The 14,276-nt window shown below is 64.5% G+C and carries 9 protein-coding genes; 6 read left to right on the plus strand and 3 right to left on the minus strand.

From position 1 onward, the window contains the following. Window positions 1-26 precede the first annotated feature (26 nt). Genes gspD through gspF form a run of 3 tightly spaced genes read left to right on the plus strand, consistent with a single transcriptional unit; the run spans window position 27 to window position 5,248 of the window. Window positions 27-2,441 carry a type II secretion system secretin GspD gene (gene gspD, locus ACTJK4_RS21495; protein ID WP_232041278.1) on the plus strand — a complete coding sequence of 805 codons (2,415 nt, stop codon included), beginning with the start codon at window positions 27-29 and terminating at the stop codon, window positions 2,439-2,441. Window positions 2,442-2,457: 16 nt separating this feature from the next. Continuing rightward, window positions 2,458-4,014, plus strand: a complete 1,557-nt coding sequence (gene gspE, locus ACTJK4_RS21500; protein ID WP_440818880.1) for a type II secretion system ATPase GspE — start codon at window positions 2,458-2,460, stop codon at window positions 4,012-4,014. Between the two features lie 22 nt (window positions 4,015-4,036). Continuing rightward, a complete protein-coding gene (gspF, locus tag ACTJK4_RS21505; RefSeq protein ID WP_316870625.1) occupies window positions 4,037-5,248 on the plus strand; it encodes a type II secretion system inner membrane protein GspF in 1,212 nt (403 codons plus the stop codon). Window positions 5,249-5,349: 101 nt separating this feature from the next. On the opposite strand, the gene ACTJK4_RS21510 is transcribed toward gspF, so the two are convergent. Next, window positions 5,350-6,033, minus strand: a complete 684-nt coding sequence (locus ACTJK4_RS21510) for a pyridoxamine 5'-phosphate oxidase family protein (RefSeq protein ID WP_232041281.1) — start codon at window positions 6,031-6,033, stop codon at window positions 5,350-5,352. Window positions 6,034-6,126: 93 nt separating this feature from the next. On the opposite strand from ACTJK4_RS21510, the gene pdxR reads away from it, so the two are divergent. The 3 genes from pdxR (at window position 6,127) to ACTJK4_RS21525 (ending at window position 12,034) form a co-directional block, all read left to right on the plus strand. Further along, window positions 6,127-7,596 carry a MocR-like pyridoxine biosynthesis transcription factor PdxR gene (gene pdxR, locus ACTJK4_RS21515; RefSeq protein WP_440818881.1) on the plus strand — a complete coding sequence of 490 codons (1,470 nt, stop codon included), beginning with the start codon at window positions 6,127-6,129 and terminating at the stop codon, window positions 7,594-7,596. Window positions 7,597-7,877: 281 nt separating this feature from the next. After that, window positions 7,878-11,438 carry an indolepyruvate ferredoxin oxidoreductase family protein gene (locus tag ACTJK4_RS21520; protein WP_440818882.1) on the plus strand — a complete coding sequence of 1,187 codons (3,561 nt, stop codon included), beginning with the start codon at window positions 7,878-7,880 and terminating at the stop codon, window positions 11,436-11,438. A gap of 317 nt (window positions 11,439-11,755) precedes the next feature. Then, complete coding sequence (locus tag ACTJK4_RS21525; RefSeq protein ID WP_440818883.1) at window positions 11,756-12,034, plus strand: hypothetical protein; 279 nt, start codon at window positions 11,756-11,758, stop codon at window positions 12,032-12,034. Between the two features lie 14 nt (window positions 12,035-12,048). On the opposite strand, the gene ACTJK4_RS21530 is transcribed toward ACTJK4_RS21525, so the two are convergent. Both ACTJK4_RS21530 and ACTJK4_RS21535 read right to left on the minus strand, forming a co-directional pair. Then, complete coding sequence (locus ACTJK4_RS21530) at window positions 12,049-13,707, minus strand: T6SS phospholipase effector Tle1-like catalytic domain-containing protein (protein WP_440818884.1); 1,659 nt, start codon at window positions 13,705-13,707, stop codon at window positions 12,049-12,051. Continuing rightward, entirely contained in the window at window positions 13,704-14,159 is a 456-nt protein-coding gene (locus ACTJK4_RS21535; RefSeq protein WP_440818885.1) for a DUF3304 domain-containing protein, read from the minus strand. Before ACTJK4_RS21535 ends, ACTJK4_RS21530 begins: the two co-directional genes overlap by 4 nt. Between the last annotated feature and the right edge of the window lie 117 nt (window positions 14,160-14,276).

Below are 14,276 nucleotides of genomic sequence, written 5' to 3' on the forward strand. Positions count from 1 at the left end.
GCGCGCGAGCCAGCGTGCCGACAACCATGAACGAGACCATGTACAACGCCTCTTCCCGACTCACCGTTCGCGCCATCGTCCTGGCATGCTGCGCAACAATGGTGGCCGGCTCGATGCCAGTCTTTGCCGCCCCGCCGAGCGCGGCATCTGCCCAGAACGGCGCCGCCGGCAACCCCGGGGATGAGGTCTCTCTGAATTTCGTCAACGCGGATCTGGACTCGGTGGTCAAGGCCGTGGGCCAAGCCACCGGCAAGAACTTCATCGTCGACCCGCGCGTGAAGGGCACCGTCAACCTCGTCACCGAAAAGCCGGTGACGCGCGCGCAGGCGCTGGAATCGCTGGGCTCGATCCTGCGCATGCAGGGCTACGCGATTGTCGAGGGCAACGGCTTCACCAAGGTCGTGCCGGAAGCCGACGCCAAGCTGCAGGGCTCCCCCACGAGCGTGGGCGCGGCGGGCTCGCGCGGCGGCGAGCAGGTCGTCACGCAGGTTTTCCGCCTGCAGCATGAATCCGCCAACAACCTGGTGCCGGTGCTGCGCCCGATGATCGCGCCCAACAACACGATCACCGCCTACCCGGCCAACAACACGCTGGTCATTACCGATTACGCCGACAACCTGCGCCGCATCGGCCGCATCATCGCCTCCATCGACACGCCCGTGGCCGGCGAGACCGAACTGATTCCGCTGAAGAACGCTGTGGCCATCGACGTGGCGGCCACGCTGCAGAAGCTGCTCGACCCGTCGGCCGGTGGCGCAGGCGGAGCGGGCGCCGGCGCGGCGCTGTCGGACCCGAGCCTGCGCACGTCGGTCGTGGCTGAACCACGCTCGAACAGCGTGATGGTGCGTGCGTCGAGTGCGGCACGCCTTGCGCAAGCCAAACAGCTGATCGCCAAGCTCGACGTTCCGAACGCACGCCCGGGCAACATCTGGGTGGTACCGCTCAAGAACGCCAACGCGGTGCAGCTGGCCACCACGCTGCGCGCGATCGTCGCGGCCGACGCCACGCTGTCGGCCTCGGCAGCGACGGGCCCGGGCGGCCAGAGCGCCGCGCAAGGTGCGACCTCGCAGCCGGCGGGCGGCGTGAACACCTCGCAGAACCAGAACACGCAGAACACCAACTACGGCAGCAGCTCGGGTTCGGGCAGCGGCTCGGGCAGCGGCAGCTCTTCGTTCCGCGCCTCGTTCGGGCAGAACAACACGCCGACCACCGGCGGCATCATCCAGGCCGATCCGGCCACCAATGCGCTCATCATCACCGCCAGCGAGCCGGTCTACCGCAACCTGCGCGCCGTGATCGACGATCTCGACGCGCGCCGCGCGCAGGTCTATATCGAATCGATGATCGTGGAAGTGACGGCCACCAAGGCGTCGCAACTCGGCATCCAGTGGATGGTGGGCGCGGGCGGCCCGAACACCTACGGCGGCGGCGGCACCAACTTCGGCACCGGCTCGGGCAACCTGCTGACGCTGGCCGGTACGATTGCCACCATCACGACGGGCGGCATCGGCAGCACGGCGGCGCAGACGGCGCTCTCGAACGTGAACGTCGGGCAGCTCAATGGCGGCAACTTCGGCGTCTTCAACAAGGCCAGCGGGCTGGGTGCGATTCTGTCGGCGCTGGGCTCGGACGGCTCAGTCAACGTGCTGTCCACCCCGAACCTGATCACGCTCGACAACGAAGAGGCCAAGATCCTGATCGGCCAGAACGTGCCGATCACCACGGGCTCGTACGCGCAGACGGGCACGTCCGCTTCGGTCACGCCGTTCCAGACGTTCGACCGCAAGGACGTCGGCATCACGCTGCGCGTCAAGCCGCAGATCACCGACGGCGGGCTGGTGAAGATGCAGATCTTCCAGGAATCGTCGGCCGTGGTGCCGGGCACGCAGAATGCGACGCAGGGCCCGACCACCAACGTGCGCTCGATCGAGACCAACGTGCTGGCCAACGACGGCCAGGTCGTCGTGCTGGGCGGCCTGCTCGAAGACAACTACCAGGACGGCGAGCAAAAGGTGCCGGGCCTGGGCGACATCCCCATCCTGGGCGCGTTGTTCCGCTCGGAAAACAAGACGCGCGTGAAGACCAACCTGCTGGTGTTCCTGCGCCCGATCATCCTGCGCACGGCCGATGCTACGGGCGCGCTGTCAGACAACCGCTACAACTACATGCGCGATACGCAGCAGGGCTTTGTCTCGCCGAACATGCTGCCGACCACGTCGGACAAGGACACGCCGGTGCTGCCCTCGCCCAACGCCATGCGCCCGGCCGACAACTACGGCGACGTGTCGATCGTGCCGAAGGGCCCGGCCGGCACGCAGGTGCCCCCGGGCGCCCCGATGCCGATGCCGCAAGGCACCACGCGCAGCCAGCCGCGCCTGCAGAACTTCGCGGCGCCGACCTCCGGCGGTTACGACGGCAACGCGCCGCGCAACGGTGGCTGACAACGGACAACGAACCATGGCAACGCAAGCTCCCGCCGCCGACGTCAGCACGCTCGAGCCGCCCTCGCAGTCCGCCGTGCGGCTGGTGCCGTATGCGTTTGCGCGCGACGCCAAGCTGCTCGTCGCCCGCCAGGACGTCGACACGCTGGAGGTGTGGGTCTGCCCCGAAACCTCGCGCACGGCGCTGGCTGAACTCGGCCGCGTGTTCGGCGCGCTGCAGTTGGTGACGCTTAGCACTGCAGCGCTGTCCACGGCCACACAGACGGCCTACAACGCGCAAGACGGCAGCGCAGCCCAGGTGGTGGGCGAAGTAGAAGGCGAAGTCGACCTCTCGCGCCTGATGCAGGACATCCCTGCCGTGGAAGACCTGCTCGAATCCGAAGACGACGCGCCGATCATCCGCATGATCAACGCGCTGCTCACGCAGGCCGCGCGCGAAGGCGCCTCGGATATCCACATCGAGCCGTTCGAGAATGCATCCGTCGTACGCTTCCGGGTGGACGGCACGCTGCGCGACGTCGTGCGCCCCAAGAAGGCGCTGCACGGCGCGCTCATCTCGCGTATCAAGATCATGGCGCAGCTCGACATTGCCGAGAAACGCCTGCCGCAGGATGGCCGTATCACGCTGCGCGTGGGCGGCCGCCCCGTGGACGTGCGTGTGAGCACCCTGCCCACCGGCCACGGCGAGCGCGCAGTGCTGCGTCTGCTCGACAAGGAAGCCGGCCGGCTCGACCTCGGCAAGCTCGGCATGGGCGCCGGCACGCTGGCGCGCTTTGACCACCTCATCAACCAGCCGCACGGCATTGTGCTCGTCACCGGCCCGACGGGTTCGGGCAAGACGACCACGCTGTACGCGGCGCTGTCGCGACTCGATTCCGCTTCCACCAACATCATGACGGTGGAAGACCCGATCGAATACGACCTCGACGGCATTGGCCAGACGCAGGTCAACCCGAAGATCGACATGACCTTCGCCAAGGCCCTGCGCGCCATCCTGCGCCAGGACCCGGACGTGGTGATGATCGGGGAAATCCGCGACCTGGAAACCGCGCAGATTGCCGTACAGGCCTCGCTGACGGGCCACCTGGTGCTGGCGACGCTGCACACGAACGATTCCGCATCTGCCGTGACGCGCCTGATCGACATGGGGATCGAGCCGTTCCTGCTGTCGTCGTCGCTGCTGGGTGTGCTGGCGCAGCGGCTGGTACGTCGCCTGTGCGTGCATTGCCGCCGCGAAGAAGTGCTCGAACTCACGCCTGCCGAAGTGGAAGCCGTGGCCGGCACGCCGGTTGCCGATGGCGTGGCACCCGCTGCGCCGGCGCGCAAATCGGTGTGGCATCACGTCGGCTGCGACCGTTGCAGTAACTCCGGTTACCAGGGCCGCACCGGCGTGTACGAACTGCTGACTGTCACGCCCGAAATCCAGACGATGATCCACCGCCAGGCCGCTGAATCCGAGATCAAGGCGTTCGCCATCGGGCAGGGTATGCAGACCATGCGCATGGATGCACAGCGCTGGATCGACACGGGCGCCACGTCGCTGGAAGAAGTGCTGCGAGTCACACGCGACTAAGCCGCGATTACACGAATAGCGCATGCCAGCCTTTCGCTACGAAGCCGCCGACGCCACCGGCAAGACCGACAAGGGTGTCATCGAAGCCGACAGCGCGCGTCAGGCGCGCACGCTACTGCGTGCACGTGGGCTGACGCCGCTGCTGGTCGACGCACTGGGCGCGCAAGCCACCAAGCGCGGCGGGTCGAGCTTCGGCAAGCGGCTCTCCGCCCAGGAAAACGCGCTGGTTACGCGCCAGCTCGCCAGCCTGCTGGTGGCGGGCCTGCCGCTGGATGAAGCGCTGGCCGCGCTGGCCGATCAGGCCGAACGCGCGTACGTCGGCGAACTGCTCGCCGCCATCCGCGCGGAAGTGGTGGGCGGCAGTTCGCTGTCGGTCGCGCTCGCGCAGCATCCGAAAGACTTTCCTGACATCTACCGCGCCCTCGTTTCAGCGGGCGAGCACTCCGGCAACCTCGGCCTCGTCCTCTCCCGCCTGGCCGACTACATCGAGAGCCGCAACGCGCTCACATCGAAGATCAAGCTGGCGTTCACGTATCCGGCCATCGTCACGGTGGTGGCATTTGCGATCGTGATCTTCCTGCTGTCGTACGTGGTGCCGCAGGTGGTGAGCGTGTTTGCCAACACCAAGCAGAAGCTGCCGACGCTCACGATCATCATGCTGTGGCTGTCCGACTTCGTGCGCAACTGGGGATGGCTGGCAGCGATCGTGCTGGTGGTGATCGGCGTATTGATCCGCAATCTGCTCAAGCAGCCGGCATTGCGGTTGTCGTGGCACAAGTGGCTGCTGACAGCGCCGCTGTTCGGCAAGCTCGTTCGCGGTTACAACACCGCGCGGTTTGCGAGCACGCTGGCGATCCTGACCAGTGCCGGTGTGCCGATTTTGCGTGGGTTACAGGCAGCGGGTGAAACGCTGAACAACGTGGCGCTCAAGACCAACGTGGAAGATGCGTCCACGCGCGTGCGGGAGGGGACTTCGCTGGCGCGGGCGTTGGCGGCGCAGAACCAGTTTCCGCCTGTGCTGGTGCATTTGATCCGCTCGGGAGAGGCGACGGGCAATCTGCCTGCGATGTTGGAGCGGGCTGCGCAGGGGGAGGCGCAGGAGTTGGAGCGTCGGACGCTGTTCCTTACTGGCTTGCTTGAGCCGGCGCTGATTCTGACGATGGGTGTGGTGGTGTTGTTGATCGTGTTGGCGGTGTTGATGCCGATTATTGAGATCAACCAACTGGTGCACTGATTATTGTTCTTGGTGTGCCCGTTGTTTCATCCCCTGCCGGGGCTGAAACAAGGGATGCACCACAATCAAAAAAAGCAAAACCAACCAGCGCCCCGCAGCCCTCACGACATCACCGCGCCCACCGCCTGTGCGCGAGCACTGTCCCTCCACTCCTGCACGTAGTCAGGCGTACCCCCCGGCGCCGCCTCCACCACCGGCGGTAACGGCAGCAACGCCATCGGCAGCACGCCAGCCCACACCGGCAGGTCCTGATCCTCAGGATCATCCTTCGGCCCGCCAGTGCGGACCTTGCAGGCAGCCTCATCCAGCGGAATGCGCAGCACGGTCGTGGCGGCAAGTTCCTTCGCATTGCCGGGCCGCGCCTGTCGCGAACGGCCAGGCGCGAGCACTTCCATGAAGGTATCGAGCACCGCAGTCTTCTGCGCCTCCGGCACGACTTCGAACGCGCCGTAGATGACGGCCGACCGGTAGTTCATCGAATGGTTGAATGCCGAGCGTGCCAGCACCAGGCCATCGATGTGCGTAATGGTCACGCAGACCTGCGCGCCGCTGCCCGCCAGCTTGAGCATCCGGCTGCCGTTGGAGCCATGGATGTAAAGGTGGTCGCCCTCGCGCCAGCACGCGGTGGGAATGCAGTGCACGCCATGCTCGTCGGCGAAAGCGATGTGGCAGACGTAAGCCTCGTCGAGGATGGCGTGCAGCGTGGTGCGGTCGTAGTGGCCGCGGTGCGCGACGCGGCGCACACGGGTGCGAGCGGTGGGCGATGTGGGTTCTGTGGTGGACATGCGGGGGCTCCGAATCGTCAATCGATATGCCGACGATAAAAAAATCGTGGCACCATGCATAGACCCACAAAAATCCAAAATCATAGAGCCACGATGGACTACGGCGTCCTGCTGTCGAACTACGAACGCACGGCGATGCACGGCGAAGGCGCAGCGCGCACCTCACAACAGCATCGGCTGTATGCCTGCCTGCGTGCGGCCATCCTGAGCGGGCAGATCGAGGAAGGCACGCGCCTGGCACCATCGCGCACGCTGGCCGAAGAGCTGGGCATCGCGCGCAACTCGGTGCTCTACGCCTACGAGCAGCTCGCCACGGAGGGCTTCGTGCTCAGCCGACGGCAAGGCACAGTGGTGGCGCGCGTTGGCCTGCAGCAGACGCCCGTGCAGGCGCCCGAAGCCGCGCCCGAGCTGTCGCACCGCGTGAAAGACCTCGAACGCCCGCGCGGCGAGATGAGCGACCTGCTGCCCTTCCTGCCGGGCACGCCTGCGCTGGATGAATTCCCGCTGGCGCAATGGCGCCGCTGCATGGAGCGCGGGTGGCGTCGCATCGGCCCGGGGCAGATGGGCTACGGCCCTGTCGAAGGCAACGTCGCGCTGCGCCAAGCCGTGGCGGAATACCTGCGTGTTTCGCGCGGGGTGCGCTGCGATGCGACGCAGGTGTTCGTCACCGATGGCACGCAGAACAGCCTGGACATGTGCGCACGCACGCTCGCCGATGCGGGCGACACTGCATGGATCGAAAACCCCGGCTACTACGGAGCGCGCGCCGCGTTGCAGGCGGCCGACATGCGCCTGGTGCCGATCAGCGTCGACGCCGATGGCCTCGCCCCCCGCGCTGAAGACTGGCGCGACACGCCACCCAGGCTCATCTACATCACACCGTCGCACCAATACCCCCTGGGCGCGGTGATGAGCCTTGAGCGCCGTCTTGCGCTCATCCAGCACGCACGCGCAGCCGGCGCGTGGATCATCGAAGACGATTACGACAGCGAGTTCCGCCACACGGGGGCGCCGCTATCCGCCGTGCAAGGCCTGACCGAAGATGCGCCCGTCATCTATCTCGGCACGTTCAGCAAGATGCTGTTTCCGGCGCTGCGCCTGGGCTACATGGTGGTGCCGCCGGCACTGGCGCCCGCGCTGAAAAAGACGGCGGGTGCGCTGATGCTGCGCGGGCGCGTGGCTGAGCAGCTTGCGCTGGCCGAGTTCATCGAGGCGGGACATTTCACGCGGCACCTGCGCCGCATGCGTCGCCTTTATGGCGAGCGCCGCGATGCGCTGCAGACCGCAATCGAGCGCCACCTGGATGGCATCGTCACCGTATCGGGCGGTGCGGGCGGCATGCATCTTTCCACGCGGCTCGACGCGCCGGTGCCAGACACGGAGGTCAGCCGCGCCGCCCGGGAACGCGGGATGGTGCTGCGGCCGCTGTCGCGCTTCTGCCTGCCCGGCACGCTGACCGCGCAATACAACGGCCTCGTGCTCGGCTACGGCAACGTGCCCGCCGAAGCGATGGATGGATTGGCCATGCGCATGCGCGACGTAATCGAGAGCGTGAGAGGCTGACTCACCGGGCCGGCAGTCGCCTGCCAGAGTTTTCCGCAAACGTTGCATGCACCGCACAACTGGTGCAACCGTACCGTCCGGCGCCGTACATGCGTGCATCGGACACCACAACCAAGGGAAAACCCACCCCCATTCTTGCTGCGTTGCACGGTGTTCGGAATGTCACGCGATGCTACGATGCCTCGACCCACGGCTGCATGCCAGTTTCCACAAGAAGCGGCGCAGGCAGCACCAAAAGAGACCTGCTGTCGGTGATCCCGACACACCCACCCGGAGCACGCATGAATGCCCCTCTGAACGACGCGCTACGCCGCGCGCTCGAAACCGTTTCCCTGGACGACAAGTACACGCTCGAGCGTGGCCGCATCTACATCAGCGGCACGCAGGCACTGGTGCGTCTGCCGATGCTGCAGCAGGAGCGCGACCGCGCCGCTGGGCTGAACACGGCGGGCTTCATCTCCGGCTACCGCGGCTCGCCGCTGGGCGCGCTGGACCAGGCTTTGTGGAAGGCCAAGAAGCATCTGGCCGGGCACAACATCGTCTTCCAGGCGGGGCTCAATGAAGACCTGGCCGCCACGGCGGTCTGGGGCTCGCAGCAGGTCAATCTGTATCCGAACGCCAAGTTCAGCGGCGTGTTCGGCATGTGGTACGGCAAGGGGCCGGGCGTGGACCGCACGATCGACGTGTTCAAGCACGCCAACTCGGCGGGCTCGTCCGCGCATGGCGGCGTGCTGGTGCTGGCCGGCGATGACCACGCTGCCAAGTCGTCCACGCTGGCGCATCAGTCCGAGCACGTCTTCAAGGCGGCCGGCATTCCGGTGCTGTATCCGTCGAACGTGCAGGAATACCTCGACTACGGCCTGCATGGCTGGGCGATGAGCCGCTATTCCGGCCTGTGGGTGTCGATGAAGTGCGTGACGGACGTGGTGGAATCGTCGGCGTCGGTGGATGTGGATCCGCATCGCGCACAGATCATCCTGCCCGAAGATTTCGTCATGCCGCAGGGCGGCCTGAACATCCGCTGGCCCGATCCGCCGCTGGTGCAGGAAGCCCGCCTGCTCGACTACAAGTGGTACGCCGGCCTGTCGTATGTGCGCGCCAACAAGCTGGACCGCGTGGTGCTCGACTCGCCCCAGGCGCGCTTCGGGATCATGACCGCCGGCAAGGCGTACCTCGACGTGCGCCAGGCGCTGGTCGACCTCGGCCTTGATGAGGAAACCTGCCGCCGCATCGGCATCCGCCTGTACAAGGTCGGCTGCGTGTGGCCGCTGGAAGCGCACGGCGCGCGTGCTTTTGCCGAAGGGCTGCAAGAGATTCTGGTGGTGGAAGAGAAGCGCCAGATCCTGGAATACCAACTCAAGGAAGAGCTGTACAACTACCGCGACGACGTGCGCCCGCGCGTGTACGGCAAGTTTGACGAACGCGACAACGCCGGCGGCGAATGGTCGGTGCCGATGGCCAACTGGCTGCTGCCGGCGCACTACGAGCTGTCGCCTGCGCTGATCGCGCGCGCCATCGCCACGCGTCTGGAAAAGTTTGAGCTGCCGTCGGACGTGCGCGCACGCATTGCCTCGCGCATCGCCATCATCGATGCCAAAGAGAAGGCGTTGGCCAAGCCGCGCGTCACTGCCGAGCGCAAGCCGTGGTTCTGCTCGGGCTGCCCGCACAACACGTCGACCAACGTGCCGGAAGGCTCGCGCGCGCTGGCCGGCATCGGCTGCCACTACATGACCGTGTGGATGGACCGCCGCACCGACACCTTCAGCCAGATGGGCGGCGAAGGCGTGGCGTGGATCGGCCAGATGCCGTTCTCGGGCGACCAGCACGTGTTCGCCAACCTGGGGGACGGCACGTATTACCACTCGGGCCTGCTGGCGATCCGCGCATCGATTGCGGCCAAGGTGAACATCACCTACAAGATCCTCTACAACGACGCCGTGGCCATGACGGGCGGCCAGCCGGTCGACGGCCCGCTGTCGGTGCCGCAGATTGCCGCGCAGGTGCATGCCGAAGGCACCTCGCGCATCGTCATCGTCACGGACGAACCCGAGAAGTACAACGCCGCTATCAAGCTGCCCGAAGGCGTAACGGTGCATCACCGCGATCGCCTCGACGCGATCCAGCGCGAGCTGCGCGAGGTGCAAGGCACCAGCGTGCTGATCTACGACCAGACCTGCGCGACGGAAAAGCGCCGCCGCCGCAAGCGCGGCACGATGGTTGATCCGGCACGCCGCGCGTTCATCAACGACGCAGTGTGCGAAGGCTGCGGCGACTGCTCGGTCAAGTCGAACTGCCTGTCGGTCGAACCGCTGGACACGGAGCTGGGCACCAAGCGCAAGATCAACCAGTCGTCGTGCAACAAGGATTTCTCGTGCGTGAACGGCTTCTGCCCGAGCTTCGTGACGGCCGAAGGCGCGCAGGTGCGCAAGCCGGAATCGCACGGCGTGTCGGTGGAGGGCCTGCCGCTGCTGCCGCATCCTGAGCTGCCCGCCATCCAGCGCGCGTATGGCGTGCTGGTGACCGGTGTGGGCGGCACGGGCGTGGTCACCATCGGCGGCCTGCTCGGCATGGCCGCGCACATCGAAGGCAAGGGCGTGACCGTGCTCGACATGGCAGGCCTGGCGCAGAAAGGCGGCGCGGTGCTCTCGCACGTGCAGATCGGCGAGCGTCCGGATTCGATCCACGCCACGCGCATCGCCATGGGCGAGGCCGATCTGGTGATCGGCTGCGACGCGATTGTCTCGGCGTCGGACGAAGTGCTGTCGAAGGTGCAGCACGGCCAGACGCGCGCCATCATCAACAGCACGGCATCGCCCACGGCCGATTTCATCAAGAACCCGAACTGGCGCTTCCCGGGTAGCTCGGCCGAGGCGGACATCCGCGCGGCCGTCGGCGACGCCTGTGCCTTTGAAGACGCCAACACACTCGCCGTGCGCCTGCTGGGCGACGCCATCTTCACCAACCCACTCGTGCTCGGCTTTGCGTGGCAGAAGGGCTGGGTTCCGCTGACGTACGACGCGCTCATCCGCGCGATCGAACTCAACGGCGTAGCCGTCGAGAAGAACAAGACCGCCTTCGAATGGGGCCGCCACCTCGCGCAAGACCGCGATGCCGTACTCAAGCTGGCAGGCGACGCCCCGCGTGCCAAGGCCGACGTCATCGCCCTGCCCTCGCTGGACACGCTCATCGCCCGCCGTGTCGATCTGCTGACCGCGTACCAGAACGCAGCGTATGCCGCAGAATTCCGCGCGGTGGTCGAGCGCGTGCGTGCAGCAGAAGCCGCCGTGGTGGGTGCCGGCCAACCCCTGGCGCTCACGGAAGCGGTGGCGCGCAACCTGTCGAAGCTGATGGCGTACAAGGACGAATACGAAGTCGCCCGCCTGTACACCGACCCGGCGTTCCTCGACAAGCTGCGTGCGCAGTTCGAAGGCGAACCCGGCCGCGACTACCAGCTCAACTTCTGGCTCGCGCCGCCCATGATCGCCAAGCGTGACGAGAAGGGCCACCTGGTCAAGCAGCGCTTCGGTCCGAGCACGATGCGCATCTTCAAGGTGCTCGCCAAGCTCAAGGGCCTGCGCGGCACGGCGCTCGACCTCTTCGGCAAGACCGAAGAGCGCCGCACCGAGCGCGCGCTGATCTGCGAATACCGCGCGCTGGTCGATGAACTGGTGAAGGGTCTGACGGCGCAGAAGCTGGCGCAAGCCGTGGAACTGGCTCGCCTGCCGGAGGATATCCGCGGCTTCGGCCACGTGAAGGAAGCCAACCTCGCGGCGGCGCGCATCCGCTGGAACAAGCTGCTGGCCCAGTGGCGCGATCCGGCGGCGGCGCAGCAGGCAGCCTGATCGGCGCTAGGCATTCAGCATCGCCATGAAAAAAACGGAGGCTTCGGCCTCCGTTTTTCTTTGTGCCCGTCGAAATGCAGAATCGTTACCTTGCGTAGTGGATGGGCCTCTCGCTACATTGCCCGGGCTCGCGTCAATCGGTCGCGGCCGAGTTTGGAAGCTCGTGGTTTCAAGAAACTCCGCAAGGATGCTCAAGTCCTTGCGGCCGTCGTCGTTCGCCCCGACGGGCGGGCCTCGGCGTGAGGGCTTCGGCCCTGCCGGTTTTTAGTTTCTTGAGCCGGTCTTCCAACTCGTCGTATGCCCGCCCACCCGTTGCCGTGGTTTCTCACTACCCGCAAGGGAGACACAAGCCGACGACCGGCGCCCAATTCCCTATTTCTCCCAGTCTGCAACCGTGCATCGACGCTGCACGGGATGAACTCGATGCCAGCATTGCCAAGCTCGATACGCTGTTCAGCGCGATTGAAGACTTGGGCGACCAGCGTTCTCAGCATTTAGATGCCGTTACGCATGCGACATATCTATGGATGCGCATGGATCTGGTGCAAGACGTCAAGGCAGCTTGGCGGCGACTGGAGACGATGCGGGCAGAGTAAGACCACCTCGACGATCAGTTCTTATCAAAGATGCTGCGAAACCGCATGATGGCCATCTCGTTAAGGCCGTACTCATTCATGCCGGCGTTATAGAAGCCCGCCACCGAATCGTGAACGTATTCATCAAAGAATCGCTCTATGGGTTCAGAAAGCTTGCTCGCGTCGATGGCCACCATGACTTTGCGAAGCTGCTGGTAAGGAATATTTTGTTGGTAGCTCGCCTCCATGCCGGCAGACTTGATGGCTGCCTCATGATTCATCAACGCAAACTTGGGATCGTAGTTGGGATTTTGGGGAAATGTGTGGCCATATAACGAGCCCATGCGCTCCATCATGCTCCGGGAGGTCATATCAAGACCCGGCCTGTCTTCTTTGGATGCCCGCACATACCAGAGGCGTTGCTTGTAGCTCAGGCGATATTTGAAGCGGTAGCTGTGGTACAGCGACATGTGTTGCTGGTGCATGTCTTCCGCGCGGCCGTTGCCGACCTTGGCAGCCCGCAAGTAGGCGTTCATGTCGTCTACAACCTTCTGTGATGGCGTGAGGTCAGTTCTGTCGTCTTCGGGCAACTCATCCCAAGCCAGCAACGGCACGCCCGCAAGACGTGCTTCCAAATACATGTTGGCTCCCGCCACGGTGGCCATGATGTCGCCTTGCGTTGGCGACACGCCAAGGACCCCCGGCTTGTACCCACCGCCCACATCGGAGTGCGAGCCGGGGTACATCACCTCCTTGGCGTTGGGCGGGTAGCTGCCACGAATACGCACGCTGTCTAACGAAAAGCTCCCTCGCACTTCATGACCAGCGATGAAGTGCACACACTGCTCGATTGCGGGGTGGATTTCCATGTACTCTCCCCAGCTCCAGTGGCCCTTGGCCATATCGTTGCCAGTGGTATTGCCAGGGCCGACTGCGGCAACCGTGTCGAAGATGCCCAGGAAAAATACTCGCAGGGGAATGCCTGCAAACAACCACGCTCCATCTTCCTGCGTACACGCATCGAACAGCCAGTTGGTGAAGGCTCGGGCCTCAGCTGCACCGCGCGAGAAGCCAAACACGGAGAGGTTGATCTGCGTGATTTCTGGTTTCTTGCCTCGCAGCGCCGCCTGCAACTTGTCTTGCCATTTCTTGATGGATGATTTGTCTTCCGTGAATTTTTTTGATTCGCTATCCGTTAGAAGCAAGTCCTTCAGAACGTAGTTGTAGGTTGCATTCAGAAGACGTGTAAAAGCCCAAAGAATGCGCGCCTCACCGCCCACCCCTAAAGCACTCCCCCACGTACCACCTTCGTCGCCAATCTCGGCGAACGGTGTGCCAACGCCGGGGATGTAGAAGGCGAAGAATCCATCTTTTGGCACGTCCTTGTAGGCATGGAAAAGACGTACCACATTGCTGTGCTTCTTCTCGCTGTCTGGAAACACTTCGGGAGCCCGAGGGGACTGCCCTGACATCATGGCTTTGACCTGTTCCTCGGCCGGTATGCCGATGTAGTCCGCTAGACGGTTATTACCGGTGCCATCAAAGAAGATGCCGACGTTCACTTGCCCCGTACAGGCAGGGGCATTGTCTTGGGGAAGCGTGCAAGCCAGTGCAGCTGTGCGCTGCATGATTTCACGAGGCGACAGCTCTCGCAGACCATTGGTGGAGAATGGATCAGGAGACAGGGTTGTCATTTCTGGTGGTACTCCGTGGGATCGGGAAACGGGTAGTTCTGGTGACCGACCGTAATACGGGTTACCAAAACCTTGACCTCATCGTTTGGGAAAAAGTGCACAACAAAGACGCCGCGTTCATCCGGGCTGTACTGCGGCACCTCAACCACCCTGGTTTTCCATGGAATTGGATTAGCGTTGCGCTTGTCGGTCCATTTCACCGTGACAGTCATACCCGGCTTCCACACCTCGGGCACAGAGATGCAGCAGACAAATTTCCCTCCCCCTCCGTGGGGCATCACATTTGGCCCGGGATAGCCATTCACCGTAAAGAGGGAAACGTAGATGTCGGTATAGTTAATGCCCGCAATGTCCATTGCACCGGCGGGGCTTTGGATAGCACATCCAACCAGAACAAGCAGCCCAATGTAGTGGCGCAAGCGGGTCGGGATAGAAAGCATGGCTTCTTTCATAGTTATGTCTTGACCGTGGAGGGCAGCGTGGCCGTGCGTTACATAATTTCCGAGATGTCTGCACATGCATGCCGTCGTATGAAAACGGGGCGAGGGCTTATGTGGCCAGTTCACGGA

The sequence above is a fragment of the Ralstonia sp. 22111 genome, from assembly GCF_052045895.1.
Taxonomy (GTDB): domain Bacteria; phylum Pseudomonadota; class Gammaproteobacteria; order Burkholderiales; family Burkholderiaceae; genus Ralstonia; species Ralstonia wenshanensis.